The sequence below is a fragment of the Streptococcus mitis genome (genome assembly GCF_946188615.1).
GTDB lineage: Bacteria > Bacillota > Bacilli > Lactobacillales > Streptococcaceae > Streptococcus > Streptococcus mitis_BZ.
Map to the genome: position 1 here is coordinate 132,880 of NZ_CAMHVK010000001.1, position 17,258 is coordinate 150,137.

Sequence of the window (17,258 nt, forward strand, 5' to 3'; positions counted from 1 at the left end):
TCCCCTACTAGTCCGTAATACGTTGATACATTTCGGGTCTTCTATCACGAAACAAGCCCCAGTTTAGGCGTTCGCTTGCTCCCTTGTCTAGGTCATAAGTTGCTAACAGAACAGCTTCTCCTTGTCTTTCAGCTTGCTCTAGAATAGCTCCTGTTTCATCCGTCAAAAAGGATGAACCGTAGAAGTCAAGACTGGAACTCTGTCCACCATTTTCCTCACTTGGAGCGACTTCCTCTAATCCATAACGATTGGCTGCGATGACTGGAACAATATTTGCTGCTGCGTGTCCTTGCATGGTACGTTGCCAGTGACCACAACTATCTGTATCCAAAATCGGCTCTGAACCGATGGCTGTAGGATAAAAGAGCAATTCAGCACCATTCAATGCAAGACAGCGCGCTGTTTCAGGGAACCATTGATCCCAACAGATGCCAATCCCAATCTTAGCATAACGAGTATCCCAGACCTTGAAACCTGTGTTGCCAGGCGTAAAATAAAACTTTTCTTGATAATAATGATCATCTGGTATGTGAGTCTTCCGATAAACGCCCAGAACTTCCCCATCTGCATCAATAACGGCAATAGAGTTATACAAGACATTGCCATCTTTTTCATAGAAACTGATTGGTAAAACAACTTTTAGTTCTTTAGCAATCACCTTAAAATGCTGAATGGCTGTATTTTCTGTCACCGACTGGGCATGCTGGTAGTAGTCATACTGACGTTCCTGACAGAAATAGGGACGTTCAAATAACTCGGGTAAGAGAATGATTTGTGCGCCTTGTTCTGCAGCCTGACGTACTAAACGCTCTGCGGTTTGGATATTTGTTGACACATCCTTAGCGCATTGCATCTGAATGGCTGCAACTCTTACATTTCTCATCTTTTTCTCCTATTCTGGGATTTGTTGGGTGATACAGTGGATATTGCCACCACCTAAAAGAATATCTCTGGCTGGTATTCCGACAACTTTACGGTCTGGAAAACACTTGCTGAGGATATCTAAGGCTACTTGGTCGTTTTTATCTTGAAACTGGGGAACCAAGACTGCCTTGTTAGCAATATAGAAATTGACATAGGAAGCAGCGAGCCTTTCACCTGCGTATCGCTCTTCTTCTCCTTCTTCATAGATGTAGCCTGGCAAATCCTCTTTGGTTACAACTTGATGAAGAGCTGGAATTGGAAGTTTATGAATGGTGAAGTGACGACCTTTTGCATCTGTTTCCTTTTCTAAAAGCGCTAAATCAGCTGCTGACATGGCATATTGAGGATCATTTTGATCATCTGTCCAAGCCAAGACAAGCTCTGCAGGACCAACAAAGGCAGCAACATTGTCAACGTGTTCATTGGTTTCGTCCTGATAAATACCATAAGGAAGCCAAATGACTTTTTCAGCTCCAAGGCACTCTAATAAGGTACTCTCGATTTCCTCTTTACTAAGATGAGGATTTCGACCAGCACTGAGAAGGCAACTTTCAGTTACGAGAATGGTTCCTTGGCCATCGCTATGGATTGCTCCTCCTTCTAGTACAAAAGGTTTAGCATCGTAAACAGGTATTTCCAAGGCCTCAGCAAAACGACTAGCTACTTGGTCATCATCTTCATAATCTTGATAAAGACCATCAACAGCACCACCCCAAGCATTGAAAGCCCAATCGACTGCCAACTTTTCTCTTTTATCATTGACGAGAATGGTCGGACCTGTATCACGCGCCCATGCATCATTGGTGGGAATGTCTAAATAAACAACGCTATCTCCAAGGTAGTCTTGGGCTTCAGATAGATAATCTTGCTCCACCAAAAGATAGACTCTCTCCCCTTCTGCTATGGTCTTAATAATCTGGCTGAAAGCTCTTTTGGCAGCCTTTCCTTGAAAGGGCCATGAACCTGGTCGAGTCGGCCATATCATGAGGGTAGCATGGTGTGCTTCGTACTCTGCTGGCATGCGATAGCCTAATTTTTTGGGACTGTCCATCATGATAATCTCCCTTTAAAATCTTGATAGCCAAAGGCTTTGACTAAGCTGCAGTCTCCCTGTTCGTCCATGAGGTAGAGACTTGGCAATCCAATACCATTAAAGGTATTATTTTTGACAAATGAGTAAATAGCCATGTCTTCGAAATAAAGTCTGTCTCCGATTTGGACTGGATTTTCAAAGCTATAATCACCAATCACATCGCCCGTCAGACAGGTATTAGAAGAAAGTCTATAGGTATGGGCTTTTTCCTGTGCCTCAAAGCCATTTCTCAAAGGTGGACGATAGGGCATCTCAAGTACATCAGGCATATGGCAGGTCGCAGAGGCGTCTAAAACCAAGATTTCCATGCCGTTTTCTACAATATCTAATACCTCAGTTGCTAGATAACCCGCATTGAGCGCAATGGCTTCACCCGGCTCGATATAGACTTCAAGATTGTAAGTTTCTCGGATACGCTTGATTTCTGAAATCAGCAAATCCACATCGTAACCTTCTCTTGTGATGTGGTGTCCGCCCCCCATATTGAGCCATTTGACCTCATGTAAGTACGAACCAAATTGCTCTTCTACTGCTTTCAAAGTTGTTTCTAAATCATCTGCTCCCTGCTCGCAAAGGGTGTGAAAATGAAGACCATCCACCAAATCTAGCAAATCACTAGGAATCTTGTCTAGAGTAACTCCGAAACGGGAACCAGGTGCACAAGGATCATAGAGAGCGTGATCTCCTTGAGTTGAACACTGAGGGTTAAGTCGCAAACCAACACTGATACCAGCCTCCCTACAACGAGACCCATGCTTACGCAACTGTCTCTCTGAGTTAAAGACGATATGGTCCGTTATCTCCAGCAATTCCTCCAAGTCTGCATCCTTGAAAGCAGGCGCAAAGACATGGACTTCACCAGGAAATTCTTCCCTTGCCAATTTGGCCTCATAGAGTCCACTAGCTGTCGTACCAGATAGATACTGGCTAATCAAGGGATAGGTTTTGTAAAGGGAATAGGCCTTCTGGGCAAGCAAAACCTTGCAACCAGCTTCTTCTTGAACATATTGTAGGATGCGGCAGTTGGCTTCTAACTTTGCCAAGTCAATGACGTAAGCTGGTGTTGGTACTTGTTCTAGCTTCATTAGTCCACCATTTGTGGATTTTCAACCACAACCCATGGCAAACCATACTCATTCAAAGCTTCCATGAATGGATCTGGATCCAATTCTTCAAGGTTATACACTCCAGCTTGTTTCCAAGTACCGTTCATAACCAATTTTGTCCCAATCATAGCTGGAACGCCTGTCGTGTAAGAAATGGCTTGTGAACCAACTTCTGCGTAACATTCCTGATGGTCGCAAACATTGTAAATGTAGATGGTCTTTTCAACGCCATCTTTGACACCTGTAAAGATACAACCGATATTGGTTTTACCAACCGTGCGTGGACCAAGGCTTGCAGGATCTGGAAGTAGCGCTTTTAAAAATTGAATCGGAACGATGTCTTGTCCATTAAAGTTAATGGCATCCGTACGAAGGAGTCCAACATTTTCAAGACATTTCATGTGCATTAGATAAGATTGACCAAAAGTCATAAAGAAACGAATACGTTTGACACCTGGAATGTTCTTAGCCAATGATTCAATTTCTTCATGGTGAAGGAGATACATGTCTTTTTGTCCAACCTGAGGGAAATCATACTCACGCTTGATAGACATGGCTTCGACTTCGACCCATTTTCCATCTTCCCAGTAAGAACCTGGCGCAGAAACCTCGCGGAGATTGATTTCTGGGTTAAAGTTTGTCGCAAACGGATAACCGTGGTCACCACCATTACAGTCTAAAATGTCGATATAGTGGATTTCATCAAAATAATGTTTAAGGGCGTAAGCTGAAAAAACGCTGGTCACACCTGGGTCAAAACCAGATCCAAGAAGAGCTGTCAAGCCTGCTTCTTTGAATTTTTCTTGATAAGCCCATTGCCATGAGTAGTCAAAGTAGGCAGTAAAACCAAGTTCCTTGCAACGTTTCTCATAGATGGCACGCCATTCAGGGTCTTCTGTGTCTTCTGCTTCGTAGTTAGCTGTATCGATATAGTGGACACCTGTAGCCAAACAAGCATCCATAATGGTTAAATCTTGATATGGTAAAGCTACGTTCAAAACAGCTTCTGGTTTATAGCTTTCAATCAGGGCAATCACTTCTTCTACCTTATCAGCATCAAGAGCAGCTGTCTCAATCTTTGTACTTGTTTTGCCTTCCAGTTTAGCTTTCAAGTCATCACATTTTGATTTGGTACGGCTAGCAATCATAATCTCTGTAAAGGTTTCGCTATCCTGACAAATCTTTGAAATAGCAACTTGGGCAACTCCCCCACATCCAATAACTAGTAAACGACTCATTTTTTTCCTTCCTCTTCTTCTAAAATGTCCTCAACATACTTGGGCAACATAAAGGCTCCCACGTGTAAGTTTGCAGTGTAGTATTCTGTGAAAAGCTGGCGTTTTTTCCATCCTTCCTTGTCAAAATCTTTGACAGGGTGGTATTTTTTCGATGCAAATCCAAACAACCAATAACCAGCAGGACTGGTTGGTATATGGGCCTGATAGACCCGACTGATTGGAAAGGCTTGATTGACCTTGCGGTGCATGCTTCGGCAAGCTGACTCATCCTCGTCAAAGAAAGGACTCCCATGCTGATAAATCATGATTCCGTCTTCTTTAAGAGCACGATAACTGTTTCCGTAAAATTCCTTGGTAAAGAGCCCTTCCGTATGTCCAAATGGATCTGTCGCATCGTTGATGATAATATCGTAATCATCCTCGCAGTTTCGCAAAAAGCGTAGCCCATTTTGGTAGTAAATGGTAACACGAGGATCGTCTAGCCCTGAAGCAAAGTCTGGAAAATACTCACGACAAACTTCAACTAGCATCTCATCTGGTTCCACGATATCGATTTGTTCCAGCTCAGGATAGAGTGTTAATACTTGGGCAACACCGCCGTCGCCACCCCCTATTACCAAAACTTTCTTGGGATTGGGATGCACAGCCATGGGAACATGAACGGTCATTTCATTGTAGACAAAATCATCCGCATCTGAGAACAAGACATGCCCATTTAAAATCAAAATTTTTCCAAAAGCTGGTGTATCCAAGACTTCGATATCCTGCCATTCACTTTTACCAGCGTAGAGTTGCTTGGCTGTTCTCAGGGACAATTTCACATCTGGAGTATGAACTTCAGAAAACCATAAATCCATCTAGTTATCCTTTCTCTTAATGACGTTGATGTGATTGACCTCTGGATCTTCTGTCCCTTGGAGGGAGCAACCACGTTCCTTGGCAAATTGGATATAGTCTACAATTTCACGTGTAATGCGTTCACCAGGAGCCAAGATAGGGATTCCTGGAGGATAGCACATGACAAATTCCCCACAGACCTGTCCAACAGATTCGTCTAAAGACAAACTTTTTCTCTCCGAATAGAAGGCTTCTTGTGGAGACAGCACCAACTCGGGCTGGATATATTCTCCAGCTATCAAGTCCTTCCCATCTCGTGAATAGAGTCTCTTGATATCAGCCAAAGCACCGACTAAGCGCTCGATGTCTTGGATACGGTCACCAATCGAAATATAGGCCAAGATATTGCCGATATCACCAAACTCAATCTGAATGTCGTATTCATCTCGTAGGAGGTCATAAACTTCGATACCTGTTAAGCCAATACCCTGAGTGTAGACTGACAACTTGGTTACATCAAAATCACAAACAGAGACACCGTCTACTAATTCTTTTGAGTAAGCGTAGTAGCCACCGATAGCATTGATTTCACGACGAGCATACTCGGATAGCTCAATGACCTTCTCAAACGACTCTTTACCACGAAGGGCCAAGTTGCGACGTGAAATATCCAAACTAGCCATCAACAAGTAAGAGGCAGATGTTGACTGGGTAAGATTGATAATCTGACGTACGTATTCAGGATTCATCTGCTCCCCGATTAAAAGAAGCGAACTTTGTGTCAAACTCCCACCAGACTTATGCATGGAAACTGCTGCCATATCAGCACCTGCATCCATAGCAGAAATTGGAAGTTTATCAGTAAAATGTAAGTGTGCTCCGTGAGCCTCATCCACTAAAACCATCATACCAGCTTCATGAGCTATTTCTGTCAACCCCTTTAGGTCTGAACAGATTCCGTAGTAAGTAGGATTGTTAATCAAAATGGCCTTGGCATCTGGATGGTCCTTTAAGGCTTTGGCTACTCGGTCATTTTCAAGACCTAAAGCGATACCAATCTTAGGATCTACACTCATCTCGATATAGATGGGAATAGCACCACATAGAACCAGCGCATTAATAGCAGATTTGTGGACATTACGTGGCAGAATAATCTTATCTCCTGCCTTGCAGGTAGAAAGAATCATAGTCTGTACCGATGAAGTTGTTCCTCCAATCATGAGAAAGGCATGGGCTGCTCCAAAAGCATCAGCTGCCAGCTCCTCTGCATCCCGAATAATCGAAATGGGGTGACCAAGATTATCCAAGGGTTTCATCGAATTGACATCAATTCCAACACATTTTTCTCCTAGTAGTTCGACAAGTTCTGGATTTCCTCGTCCACGTTTGTGACCTGGAACATCAAAGGGAACAATCCTTTTCTTGCGTAACTTCACCATGGCCTCATAAATTGGGGCTTGATTTTGATCTAACTCCTTCAAGACTTACTCCTTTACCGTATTTTTAGTGCCTCAAGAAGATAAAGGCGACTAAAGGTTGACTCATGAAAAAAGAGCAGGTTTTCACCTGCTCTGCAATCTTCTGACGTTTTTATGTTTGTTTCTTTTGAGTATGTCTGTTCCTGATGTTTCCAAACTCTCTAGTAGCAAATATTACGTACTTTATTGATCGTTTCACAAGATGACGTGTGCTTTCACCACACTAAAAATTTATGAATTAGGACAAGTGTCCTAACATCAACTTATAAAAGTAGGCTTTTAACCCTATCAATAATGTGGTTTTTCAACCACGCTTCGGCATTCAACCCTGCCTGTCCGTAGGCATTTTTTACTCGGGTTTATATTTGCTAGAAAACATCATCTCATTTTCTAAGCTCCATTACTATATCATGTTTTTAAAAACTTGTAAAGCGTTTTACGAAAAAAATATAGAAAAGTTCGCAAAATATTTGGATTTTATTTGATTTAATACTAATTATTCTCTTGTAAACGATTATAAAGTGAACAAAATATTTATCGTATTTAATTTAAAATTTTTTATGCTATTCTATACTCTTTACCTTCGGTATTTGATCTATTAGAGAAGATGTCGACATTTTTATATCATTAAAATCGTGCAACTTTTTTCAGATACTTTTAAAGGATTGATTTCCCTATATTTTTCCTTTATACTGGATAAAAAGGAGAATAGTATGTCAGAAACAAATCACGAAATCGATTCAAATTTTGCAGGTCGTTTAAATATCCTGCGTGCGGGTGTTCTTGGTGCCAATGATGGAATTATTTCCATTGCTGGTGTGGTTATCGGGGTTGCTAGTGCTACGAGTAATATCTGGATTATCTTTTTATCAGGATTTGCAGCTATCTTAGCTGGTGCCTTTTCGATGGCTGGTGGAGAATATGTATCTGTTTCAACTCAAAAAGATACCGAGGAAGCAGCCGTTGCGCGTGAGCAAGTCTTGCTAGACCAAGATATGGAACTAGCCAAAAAGTCTCTCTATGCAGCCTATATCCAAAATGGAGAATGTGAAACCTCTGCTCAACTCTTGACCAACAAAGCCTTTTTAAATAATCCGCTCAAGGCTTTGGTAGAGGAAAAATATGGGATAGAGTATGAAGAGTTTACCAATCCATGGCATGCTGCTATCTCTAGCTTTATTTCTTTTTTCCTTGGTAGCTTACCACCCATGCTTTCAATTACCATTTTCCCAAGTGAATACCGTATCCCTGCTACCGTCCTTATCGTCGGTGTGGCCCTTCTTCTCACTGGTTACACTAGTGCCAGACTTGGAAAAGCACCAACCAAAACAGCTATGATTCGGAACCTCGCTATTGGTCTCTTAACTATGGGCGTTACCTTTCTGCTAGGACAACTTTTCAGCATTTAATACTCTTCGAAAATCTCTTCAAACTACGTCAGCTTCGCCTTGCCGTATATATGGTTACTGACTTCGTCAGTTTTATCTGCAACCTCAAAACAGTGTTTTGAGCTGACTTCGTCAGTTCTATCTGCAACCTCAAAGCAGTGCTTTGAGCAACCTGCGTCTAGCTTCCTAGTTTGCTTTTTGATTTTCATTGAGTATAAAATACAAGAATACCTCGATTTTGAAGTCGAGGTATCTTTTTTTACATTTGCACAATCTTGCGATAACTTCTAGAAGTAATCATGAAAATCAAGACATAGGCGATGAGGAAGATAGCGCAGATAGACAAGGTCACAATCAACATCATATTCGTATCTATTACACCAATCACTTTTAAAATCAGACTAAGCATATGGTAGGCAAAGGCTAGGTGTATGAAGGCAAAAAGCAAAGGAAGGAAGAAAACAGTTAAAACCTGTTTGTTAATGGTTTGCTTGATTTGCTTTTGATCTAAACCAACTTTCTGCAAGATAATAAAGCGCTCACGGTCTTCATAGCCTTCAGAAATTTGTTTGTAATAGATGACCAGAACGGTTCCGACCATAAAGATAATGGATAGGAAAATACCGATAAAGAAGACACCACCAAAGAGGGCACTCATTTGAGCACTAGCATCTGCTAGATTGCTACCATACACATAGCTACCTTCAGTGTTTAATTGAGCATTAAACTTTTGTAAGTATTTTTCATATTCTTCAGCGACTTTGAGTTGTTCTTCTTCACTGATATTTACATTTATACCACCGTAAAGCTGATTATAGATAGCCGAATCTGGGAATTGATCCAAAAATGCTTGTAAATTAGGAACAACAAGGTAATTGTAATCAGTAGTAAAAATATTAAACTGATTTGGGACATGATTCACAATAAAATCTGTATTAAATTCTTCTTTGACAGAAAATTGATGGTTATTTAGAGTTAGAGCTTTCTGTCCTTTCAGTCCGTCATTTTTGGCAAAAAGACCGACCTCATTTCCTGATAGAGAAAGCTTTTGACCAGTCATATTTTCATAATCTTTTTGGTCAAATACCATGAAGACTGTTTTAGGTTGGACACGATTTTGTCCCCTTTCGAAAATAGTTAACTTGGTTCCTTCTTGATTTGCAATACCAAAGTTACTGTAACGAAGCACTTCTTTCTCTTTGACACTATAACCTTTGTCACTTGCAAACTGGCTCAAGAGTTTGTCCAAGTCTTCTTTTTCAACATTTTGTCCAGTAATTCCAAAGTCATGCGGATTCATCACTTTTTTAAAGGATTCTGAGGCATTGAAAATGCTTGTCGCTGCAGACATGGTAACCAAGACCATTGTTGATAAAATAGCGATAGTTGCTAGTCCAACCGCATTTTTCTTCATACGAAAAATCAGGTTGGAAACAGATATGAGGTTATTAGGTTGGTAATAATATTTCTTGTTTTTCTTCAAGATTTGAAGGAAAACGGTAATCCCTGCATTGAACAAGAGATAGGTTCCAAAGATAACCAGCAAAACAGCTAAGAAGAAGGTTGTTAGGGCTGTAAGAGGATCTTTTACTGTAAGGGCAAGATAGTAGCCAATTCCTAAACTAATCGAACCAAGAATCGTTTGGAGAGGTAGAAAGCGACCTCTTTTCTCTCCGCTTGCTTTCTCACGCGAGAGCTGGAGGGCATTCATACGGGCGATTCGAAGGGCATTCAGGAACATGAGGCCTAGGAAAATCAATCCAAAGACAACAAGTACTGCAATGACAACATTCATTTGGAAGGTAGCGACCAGCTCAACCTTCAATTTCATTAGTTTGAGTAAAAAGGCGAAAATTAACTTGTCAAACAAGGCTCCAATACCGATACCCGCTCCAACAGTTAGAATCCCAAATAGCACTAACTCCTTAAAGGTCATACTGATCAGGTGACGTTTCTCCAAGCCCAACATGCCATAAATTCCCAGTTCCTTGGACCGGTTTTTCATAACAAAACTATTGGCGTAAAGGACGATAATAGCTGACGCAAGGGTGACGACAAACATACCAAATCCAAGTGTAGCCTGAATGGTTGTTCCTCCACGGATTTCAGCAATCTTGGGATTGAAGGTTAGAGAGTAAAAAAGATAGGTGACAGTGACTGCCAAGAGAACAGCCAGCGCAAAAGGATAGTAGAGTTTGCGGTTTTTAATCAAGTTCGATACCGCTAACTTATTGGTTAATCGAAACATACTAATTCACCTCGCTTGCCATGACAGTCAAGGTATCAGAGATTTCTTGGAACATCTGACGCTCTGTCTTCTCTCCACGGTAGATTTGATTATAAAGAATGCCGTCTTTGATGAAGAGCACGCGCTTGGCTCTACTAGCTGCTGCCGTTGAGTGGGTTACCATGAGAATGGTTTGGCCGCGCTCATTGATTTCATCAAAGACATCAAGTAAGGCTGCAGAGGACTTGGAGTCAAGAGCTCCTGTTGGCTCATCCGCAAGGAGAATTTCAGGTTCTGTGATGATGGCGCGGGCTACTGCTACACGCTGTTTCTGACCACCAGAAATCTCGTAAGGGTACTTCTCTTGTAATTGGTTGATGCCTAGATTCTCAGCTGTCACCACCAATTTCTTCATCATCTCCGTAATAGGTCTTCTTGACAAGACAAGCGGAAGCAAGATATTATCTTTTACAGAGAGAGTATCTAGCAAGTTAAAGTCTTGGAAGACAAAGCCCAGCTTTTCACGACGGAAGCTAGAAGCCTGTGAATTTTTAATGGTTGCGGTGTCAGTTCCATTCAAGTAAACCTGACCACGACTTGGTTTATCCAGCATAGCTAGAATATTGAGAAGAGTTGATTTACCAGAACCAGACTCACCCATGATGGCAACGTAGTCACCCTTTTCGACGGTAAAGTGAATATCCTTGAGAGCTTCTACTTGGTTGCCCTGAAAACGAGTTTTATAAATTTTTTGAACGTGTTTTACATCTAAAAGTGTCATGAGAATCTCCTTTCTTAATATCCCATCAAATGAAATGTCGCTTGCATCATAGCGCATCCCAGCTGAACGCGCTCGATATCTTTGTGGCTTGGTTTTCTTGTTTTCTTCTGTAAGATTTGTTTCATGATGTTACTCCTTTGTTCTTTATGAGTCTAGTTTACATCAAAAAAAGACCGCTTGCCATAACTTAACCTTACAAAAAAGGCTTTAATCTTACATTTTTGTAAGATTGGGGGAAATGTAGCCATTTCATTAAAAATATTTTACCATAAAAAGAAAGTAAGAAGAAAACCCTTGCAGATACAAGGGTTCAAAAATTTTAAAATAGATTAGTCGAATTCATAGACTAACAGTAAAATAACTGTTTCTACCTCACCAAAACCATCCTTCATTATCGTCAATGGCTTGGGCTTCTTTACGTTTGCGTGGACCTGTTCCATACATTTCTGCTTCAATTTCTTCCTTGGTAGGCATGATAGAAGCTAGGATGATATAGATAATCACGCCAAGTCCAAAGTTTGCGACTGTAAAAATAGCAAATAGAAAACGAACAAGGGTAACATCAAAGTTCCACTTGTCTGACAGACCCGCCAGAACTCCTGAAATCATGCGATTTCGTCTCATTTTATAAAATTTACTGTTCATGATTTTTCCTCTTTCTGCTAGGTTAGACATAGTATATCACGGGTAGGCTCGGCTTTCATCAGTCCTCAGGCTGATTTATTAGTAGCAATTTACCTCGACAAACTCCACAGCGATAGCGTTTAGTATCAATCCTTCTCTTGCGATGATAAGCTTGCTGGCAGGATTGACAACGATAGAGCTTGAGTGGTTTAGAGTGGCTATTTGGCAAGGTTGGTACAAAGCGTAATCCATCCACCGCTTTCAACAGTTCCTTAAAATCTCGGTCCTTATGTTGATAGCCCTTTCCTTGAAAATAGAGATGATAATGACAGAGTTCATGTCGGACAATTTTTCTAAAAACATCCAACCCCAGTTCCTGATAAACCTTAGGATTAAAATCCAAATGCCCATCTTTTGGGAAAAATCGCCCACCTGTCGAACGTAGACGCCTATTCCACTGGACATGATGGATAAAAGGTCTGCCGAAGTCTTCTAGTGAAACCTGCTTGACGTAATCAGTCAGTTTCATTTGGAGCGAGGAGCGACAGATTGACTTTTTTACGTTCAGTATCGATTTTCTTAACCCAAACGGTCACCAAATCTCCAACTGACACCACTTGGCTTGGGTGTTTGATAAATTTGCGACTCATATGGGAAATATGAATCAAGCCGTCCTCGTGAATCCCGATATCAACGAAGGCACCGAAGTCAACGACGTTACGCACAACACCTTCTAGCTTCTGGCCTACTACTAAGTCTTTGATATCTAGGACATCTTGGCGAAGCACAGGTGCGTCAAAGGAATCACGGAAATCTCGACCTGGTTTGAGAAGATCTGCAATGATATCTTTAAGAGTTTCTGGACCAAGGTCTAGCTCTTGCGCCATTTCCTTGACTGAAAGCGACTTGAGTTTGCCTTGGGCCTCTTCATTCAGATCCTTGATATGCAAGAGTTTGAAGAGTTCCTTAACAGCAGAATAGTTTTCTGGGTGAACTCCTGTATTATCAAGGATGTTGCTACTTTCAGGTATACGGAGGAAACCAGCAGCCTGTTCAAAGGCCTTAGCCCCCAGACGAGGAACTTTCTTGATTTGGGCGCGTGAGGTTATTTTTCCTTCTTCTTCACGATACTTGACGATATTTTCAGAAATGGTTTTATTGAGTCCAGCGACATGGGAAAGAAGAGCTGGGCTAGCTGTATTGACATTGACACCGACTTGGTTCACCACGGTATCCACGACAAAATCCAGACTTTCAGACAGCTTCTTCTGGCTGACATCGTGCTGGTACTGACCAACGCCAATTGACTTAGGATCGATTTTAACCAACTCTGCAAGAGGATCTTGTAAACGACGGGCGATAGAAATAGCAGAGCGTTTTTCAACGGTCAAATCTGGAAACTCCTGACGAGCAAGCTCACTGGCAGAATAGACCGAAGCACCACTTTCATTTACGATGACATAACTAACATCTGGAAAATCTTTAAGAACTTCCGCCACAAAGGCTTCACTTTCACGACTAGCAGTACCATTTCCAATGGCAATAATTTCTACACCGTATTGACCAATCAAGTCTGCCAAATCTTTCTTGGCTTCTTCGATTTGACGAGCTGATGCTGGTTTGACAGGATAAATGACCTGAGTTGTCAGCATTTTTCCTGTTGCATCCACGACAGCTAGCTTGGCACCTGTACGAAAGGCTGGGTCAAATCCAAGAACCACGCGCCCTTTCAGCGGAGCAACTAAGAGGAGATTGCGCAAATTGTCAGAAAAGAGTTGAATAGCTCCTTCTTCTGCCTTCTCGGTTAATTCTGTCCGAATACGTCGCTCGATAGATGGCAAGACCTTTTTCTTAACAGATTGCTGAACGACTTCATCTATATAGGCATTTTTCACCTTGAAACGAGCAGCAAAGAAGGCAAGGATACGGTCCGTTGCATGTTCAAAACCGACCTTCAAGACACCTAGCTTCTCCCCACGATTGAGGGCCAAGGTACGATATCCCTGCATGTTTCCAACTGTCTCAGAAAAATCATAATAAATCTGAAAAACCTGCTTTTCATCAAGACTTTCATCCTTGGCTTGAGAAATAAGTTTAGAGTGTCTCAGCACCTCCTGATAAGTCATGGAACGCAAAGCCATATCTTCCGATAAGGCTTCAACCAAGATATCAACTGCACCAACCAAGGCCTCCTTACCAGTCGCAAATCCTTCACAAACAAATGTTTCAGCTTCTTTCTCTAAGTTCGCTACATTCTGCAAGATTAAGCGAGCAAGTGGAAAGAGTCCTGCTTCACGGGCAATGGTTGCCTTGGTTCGACGTTTTTCCTTATATGGAAGATAGAGCTCTTCTACGTCTGCTAATTTTTCGGCAGCTAAGATAGCTTCTTCCAACTCCTTGGTCAACTTGCCTTGTTCTTGAATCTTAGCTAAGACGGCTTCCTTACGGTCGTTGAGATTTGTCAGACTTTTATCCAAGTCAATAATGGCCTTAATCGCCACCTCATCCAGACTACCAGTCATGTCCTTGCGGTAACGCGCGATAAAGGGAATAGTCGCCCCTTCAGCTGTCAAACTTAGAACAGTATCAATTTGCTTTAAAGTCACTCCCAAATCCTGGGAGATTTTTTCATATTTTTTATCCATGAATATATTATACCATAAGCTAAACGTTTCAAATTAGCTCTTACGATTTTAAAACATAAGTTGGGAAATAAATTTACTTCATTTCAATATTCTATTCATTGAGAAGGTTGCAATTTAATTCTAATAGTTTACAAAAGGATTAGAGATTAATTTCACTGTTTTTATTTTTGACAAAACGCTTTATAAAGCTATTTGTTGAAATTAACGAATCAATTTTCAGAGCAAATAAAAAATCGCAAGCCTAAGCCTGCGGTGAGTATAGTCTATTTTGAAATTTTAAATAAAAAAGGAGCATTTAAGCCCCTCCTTTGAAATAACGGACATTTGGCTGGTCGGTGTACCCAGCATCTCAGATACCTTCTTCAAGGTGCGGCAGGAACCTTTCTGCCCTCAAATGTCTTTCGTTAATGTTATTCTAGCACTATCTATTTTTTTGTCAAGCTTTCTCAATCTACCCAGACTTAATACGACTTTGTAACTTGAAATCTTGTAAGCGATACATGGTCAGAACATAAAAGAAATCTCCACTTTTATGTAACTTGATGGAAACAAGAACATTATCATCAAATCTTTTTACATATTCGAAACTGGCGTCTTTCTCTCGTGGATTGACCCCGACGAAATCTGGGTTCCTTAGTATGAGTTCCAGGTCTTCAATATGATGAATCACATCATTGTGATGGCGTTTTATCATATGGCTTCTCAAACCGTCTTTGTTGACCTTTATGTCGCTCGCTTCAAGAACAATATCAAAAATTTCTTTTACTTCATCGGTAACCTGACCGATTGTTTCATGATCCATCATTTCCTCCGTTATTCCACAACTATTATATCACAATCATAGTGTATATTAGGATATATCACGCTCTATTATTCGTTAGATACTCAATTTTAACTTTTCCCTTTTCCTCAAAATAATAGTATAATAGGGGTAGAATTTAGAATCGAGGTACACCTATGGCTGTAAAATTTACAAAAACTGATGACTTGGACAAGATGTTTGAGGAGTTTGCTAAACTCCCTGATTTGAAACAAGTTACTTTCCCTGATAACAAAGAGAAAAAAGCCAAAGCAGAAAAGAAAAACTAGATGACTGCTTTCCAACAACTCCCGTCTAGTGTGCTTCAGACTGGGGCTATTTTTCTCTCTATAATCATTGAAGCCCTACCCTTTGTTCTGATAGGAAGTATTGTCTCAGGGCTGATTGAGGTCTATATCACACCTGACAAGGTTTATCATTTTCTCCCTCGAAATCGTTGGGGGAGAATCTTTTTTGGCACCTTCGTTGGTATACTTTTCCCTTCTTGCGAATGTGGGATCGTCCCCATTATCAATCGTTTTCTGGAAAAGAAGGTTCCTAGTTACACGGCTGTTCCCTTTCTCGTAACAGCGCCTGTTATAAATCCCATTGTTCTATTTGCGACCTATTCTGCCTTTGGCAACTCCTTCCACGTCGCCCTGTTACGAGCTCTGGGTTCCATTGTTGTGGCTGTGATACTTGGGATTTTTCTAGGATTTTTCTGGCAAGAACCGATTCAAAAAGAAAATCGTTTTGCCTGTCATGAACATGATTTTTCTCACTTGACCCCTGCAAAAAAAGTTTTTCAGGTCTTTGTGCAGGCCATTGATGAATTTTTTGATACGGGACGCTATTTGGTATTTGGCTGTCTCTTTGCCTCTATGATACAGGTCTACGTTCCAACTCGGATTCTGACCTCTATTAGTGCGACCCCTCTTTTTGCCATCCTGCTCTTGATGCTTTTGGCCTTTCTTCTCTCTCTCTGCAGTGAGGCGGATGCTTTTATCGGATCTTCTCTTCTCTCGAGTTTCGGCTTAGCACCAGTTTTGGCCTTTCTCGTAATTGGCCCAATGCTGGATATCAAAAATATTCTCATGATGAAAAATTACTTGAAAGCACGATTTATCAGTCAGTTCATTACGATTGTGACACTCGTTGTCTTAGTATATTCTCTCTTGATTGGAGTCGTCCTATGATTCGATTTTTAGTTTTAGCTGGCTATTTTGAATTGACTATTTATCTCCATCTGTCCGGCAAATTAAACCAGTACATCAACATGCACTATTCCTATCTGGCCTATATTTCCATGGTGCTTTCCTTTATCTTGGCTATTGTTCAATTGTATATCTGGATGAAGCAAGTCAAAACCCACAGTCATCTGAACAGCCGATTGGCGAAGGTTACTAGTGTTGCTCTTCTGGCTATTCCACTTGTCGTCGGTTTAACTTTTCCAACTGTTAGCTTGGATTCTCAGACCGTTTCTGCCAAAGGCTATCACTTCCCCTTATCAGAAGGCACGGATCAAGCCATTCAGACAAGTGAAGGGACGACAAGCCAATATTTGAAACCAGATACCAGTTCTTATTTTTCAAAAACAGCCTATGAAAAGGAGATGCGAACTGCGGCGGATAAATACTTGTCCCAAGATAGTATTCAGATCACTAATGAAAACTATATGGAAGTCATGGAGGCTATCTACGACTATCCAGATGAGTTTGAGGGTAAGACAGTCCAGTTCACAGGCTTTGTCTATAACGACCCCAGTCATGCCAATAGCCAATTTTTGTTCCGCTTTGGCATTATTCACTGTATCGCAGATTCAGGTGTCTATGGATTGCTGACCAAGGGAAATACCCGTCAGTATGAGGACAACACTTGGATTACTGCCAAAGGAAAACTGGTCAATCACTACCATAAAGAACTCAAACAAAACCTCCCAACCTTGGAAATCGATAGCTTTACAAAAGTCGATAAACCAGAAAATCCTTATGTGTATCGCGTGTTTTAAAAAACGAGATAAAAACATAAAAAACAAAACGAACAAGTTCTCTTCTGAATGACAGAAAAAGAGCCTGTTCGTTTTTTGTTATCTGAGTATTAATGATTTGTAGATTTAAA

Annotated in this window: 16 protein-coding genes; 4 read left to right on the forward strand and 12 right to left on the reverse strand. The window is 41.1% G+C overall.

From position 1 onward, the window contains the following. Window positions 1-7: 7 nt before the first annotated feature. From aguB to OCF95_RS00570, 6 genes are read right to left on the reverse strand one after another with little or no spacing between them, the layout of a single operon-like run. Window positions 8-883, reverse strand: coding sequence for an N-carbamoylputrescine amidase (gene aguB, locus OCF95_RS00545; RefSeq protein ID WP_261104607.1), 876 nt, complete (start codon window positions 881-883; stop codon window positions 8-10). Between the two features lie 9 nt (window positions 884-892). Continuing rightward, a complete protein-coding gene (gene aguA, locus OCF95_RS00550; RefSeq protein WP_261104608.1) occupies window positions 893-1,978 on the reverse strand; it encodes an agmatine deiminase in 1,086 nt (361 codons plus the stop codon). After that, on the reverse strand, window positions 1,975-3,102 hold the full coding sequence (gene nspC, locus OCF95_RS00555; protein ID WP_261104610.1) for a carboxynorspermidine decarboxylase: 1,128 nt from the start codon (window positions 3,100-3,102) through the stop codon (window positions 1,975-1,977). Before nspC ends, aguA begins: the two co-directional genes overlap by 4 nt. Continuing rightward, window positions 3,102-4,361, reverse strand: a complete 1,260-nt coding sequence (locus tag OCF95_RS00560) for a saccharopine dehydrogenase family protein (protein ID WP_261104611.1) — start codon at window positions 4,359-4,361, stop codon at window positions 3,102-3,104. The genes nspC and OCF95_RS00560 overlap by 1 nt, the downstream gene beginning before the upstream one ends. Then, complete coding sequence (speE, locus tag OCF95_RS00565; RefSeq protein WP_000366729.1) at window positions 4,358-5,218, reverse strand: polyamine aminopropyltransferase; 861 nt, start codon at window positions 5,216-5,218, stop codon at window positions 4,358-4,360. Before speE ends, OCF95_RS00560 begins: the two co-directional genes overlap by 4 nt. After that, a complete protein-coding gene (locus OCF95_RS00570; protein ID WP_261104612.1) occupies window positions 5,219-6,679 on the reverse strand; it encodes an aminotransferase class I/II-fold pyridoxal phosphate-dependent enzyme in 1,461 nt (486 codons plus the stop codon). Between the two features lie 710 nt (window positions 6,680-7,389). On the opposite strand from OCF95_RS00570, the gene OCF95_RS00575 reads away from it, so the two are divergent. Further along, on the forward strand, window positions 7,390-8,085 hold the full coding sequence (locus OCF95_RS00575) for a VIT1/CCC1 transporter family protein (RefSeq protein ID WP_000005264.1): 696 nt from the start codon (window positions 7,390-7,392) through the stop codon (window positions 8,083-8,085). Window positions 8,086-8,323: 238 nt separating this feature from the next. Here the strand turns inward: OCF95_RS00575 and OCF95_RS00580 are convergent, their stop codons facing one another. From OCF95_RS00580 to OCF95_RS00605, 6 genes are all read right to left on the reverse strand, one after another. Next, window positions 8,324-10,312, reverse strand: coding sequence for an ABC transporter permease (locus tag OCF95_RS00580; RefSeq protein ID WP_261039346.1), 1,989 nt, complete (start codon window positions 10,310-10,312; stop codon window positions 8,324-8,326). Between the two features lies 1 nt (window position 10,313). Further along, on the reverse strand, window positions 10,314-11,072 hold the full coding sequence (locus OCF95_RS00585; protein ID WP_000173358.1) for an ABC transporter ATP-binding protein: 759 nt from the start codon (window positions 11,070-11,072) through the stop codon (window positions 10,314-10,316). A 372-nt stretch (window positions 11,073-11,444) separates the two neighbouring features. Then, a complete protein-coding gene (locus OCF95_RS00590) occupies window positions 11,445-11,717 on the reverse strand; it encodes a PspC domain-containing protein (protein WP_001085044.1) in 273 nt (90 codons plus the stop codon). A 58-nt stretch (window positions 11,718-11,775) separates the two neighbouring features. After that, window positions 11,776-12,225, reverse strand: coding sequence for a SprT family protein (locus OCF95_RS00595; protein WP_261104613.1), 450 nt, complete (start codon window positions 12,223-12,225; stop codon window positions 11,776-11,778). After that, window positions 12,212-14,341: a Tex family protein gene (locus tag OCF95_RS00600; RefSeq protein ID WP_261104614.1), complete on the reverse strand. Its 2,130-nt coding sequence runs from the start codon at window positions 14,339-14,341 to the stop codon at window positions 12,212-12,214. Before OCF95_RS00600 ends, OCF95_RS00595 begins: the two co-directional genes overlap by 14 nt. A 451-nt stretch (window positions 14,342-14,792) precedes the next feature. Further along, window positions 14,793-15,143 carry a PBECR3 domain-containing polyvalent protein gene (locus OCF95_RS00605; RefSeq protein WP_000349514.1) on the reverse strand — a complete coding sequence of 117 codons (351 nt, stop codon included), beginning with the start codon at window positions 15,141-15,143 and terminating at the stop codon, window positions 14,793-14,795. Between the two features lie 155 nt (window positions 15,144-15,298). Between OCF95_RS00605 and OCF95_RS00610 the strand changes: the two genes are divergently transcribed. Genes OCF95_RS00610 through OCF95_RS00620 form a run of 3 tightly spaced genes read left to right on the forward strand, consistent with a single transcriptional unit; the run spans window position 15,299 to window position 17,148 of the window. After that, complete coding sequence (locus OCF95_RS00610) at window positions 15,299-15,430, forward strand: SPJ_0845 family protein (RefSeq protein WP_261104617.1); 132 nt, start codon at window positions 15,299-15,301, stop codon at window positions 15,428-15,430. After that, window positions 15,431-16,336, forward strand: coding sequence for a permease (locus OCF95_RS00615; RefSeq protein ID WP_261104619.1), 906 nt, complete (start codon window positions 15,431-15,433; stop codon window positions 16,334-16,336). Continuing rightward, window positions 16,333-17,148 carry a TIGR03943 family putative permease subunit gene (locus OCF95_RS00620; RefSeq protein ID WP_261104620.1) on the forward strand — a complete coding sequence of 272 codons (816 nt, stop codon included), beginning with the start codon at window positions 16,333-16,335 and terminating at the stop codon, window positions 17,146-17,148. The genes OCF95_RS00615 and OCF95_RS00620 overlap by 4 nt, the downstream gene beginning before the upstream one ends. The last annotated feature ends 110 nt before the right edge of the window (window positions 17,149-17,258 follow it).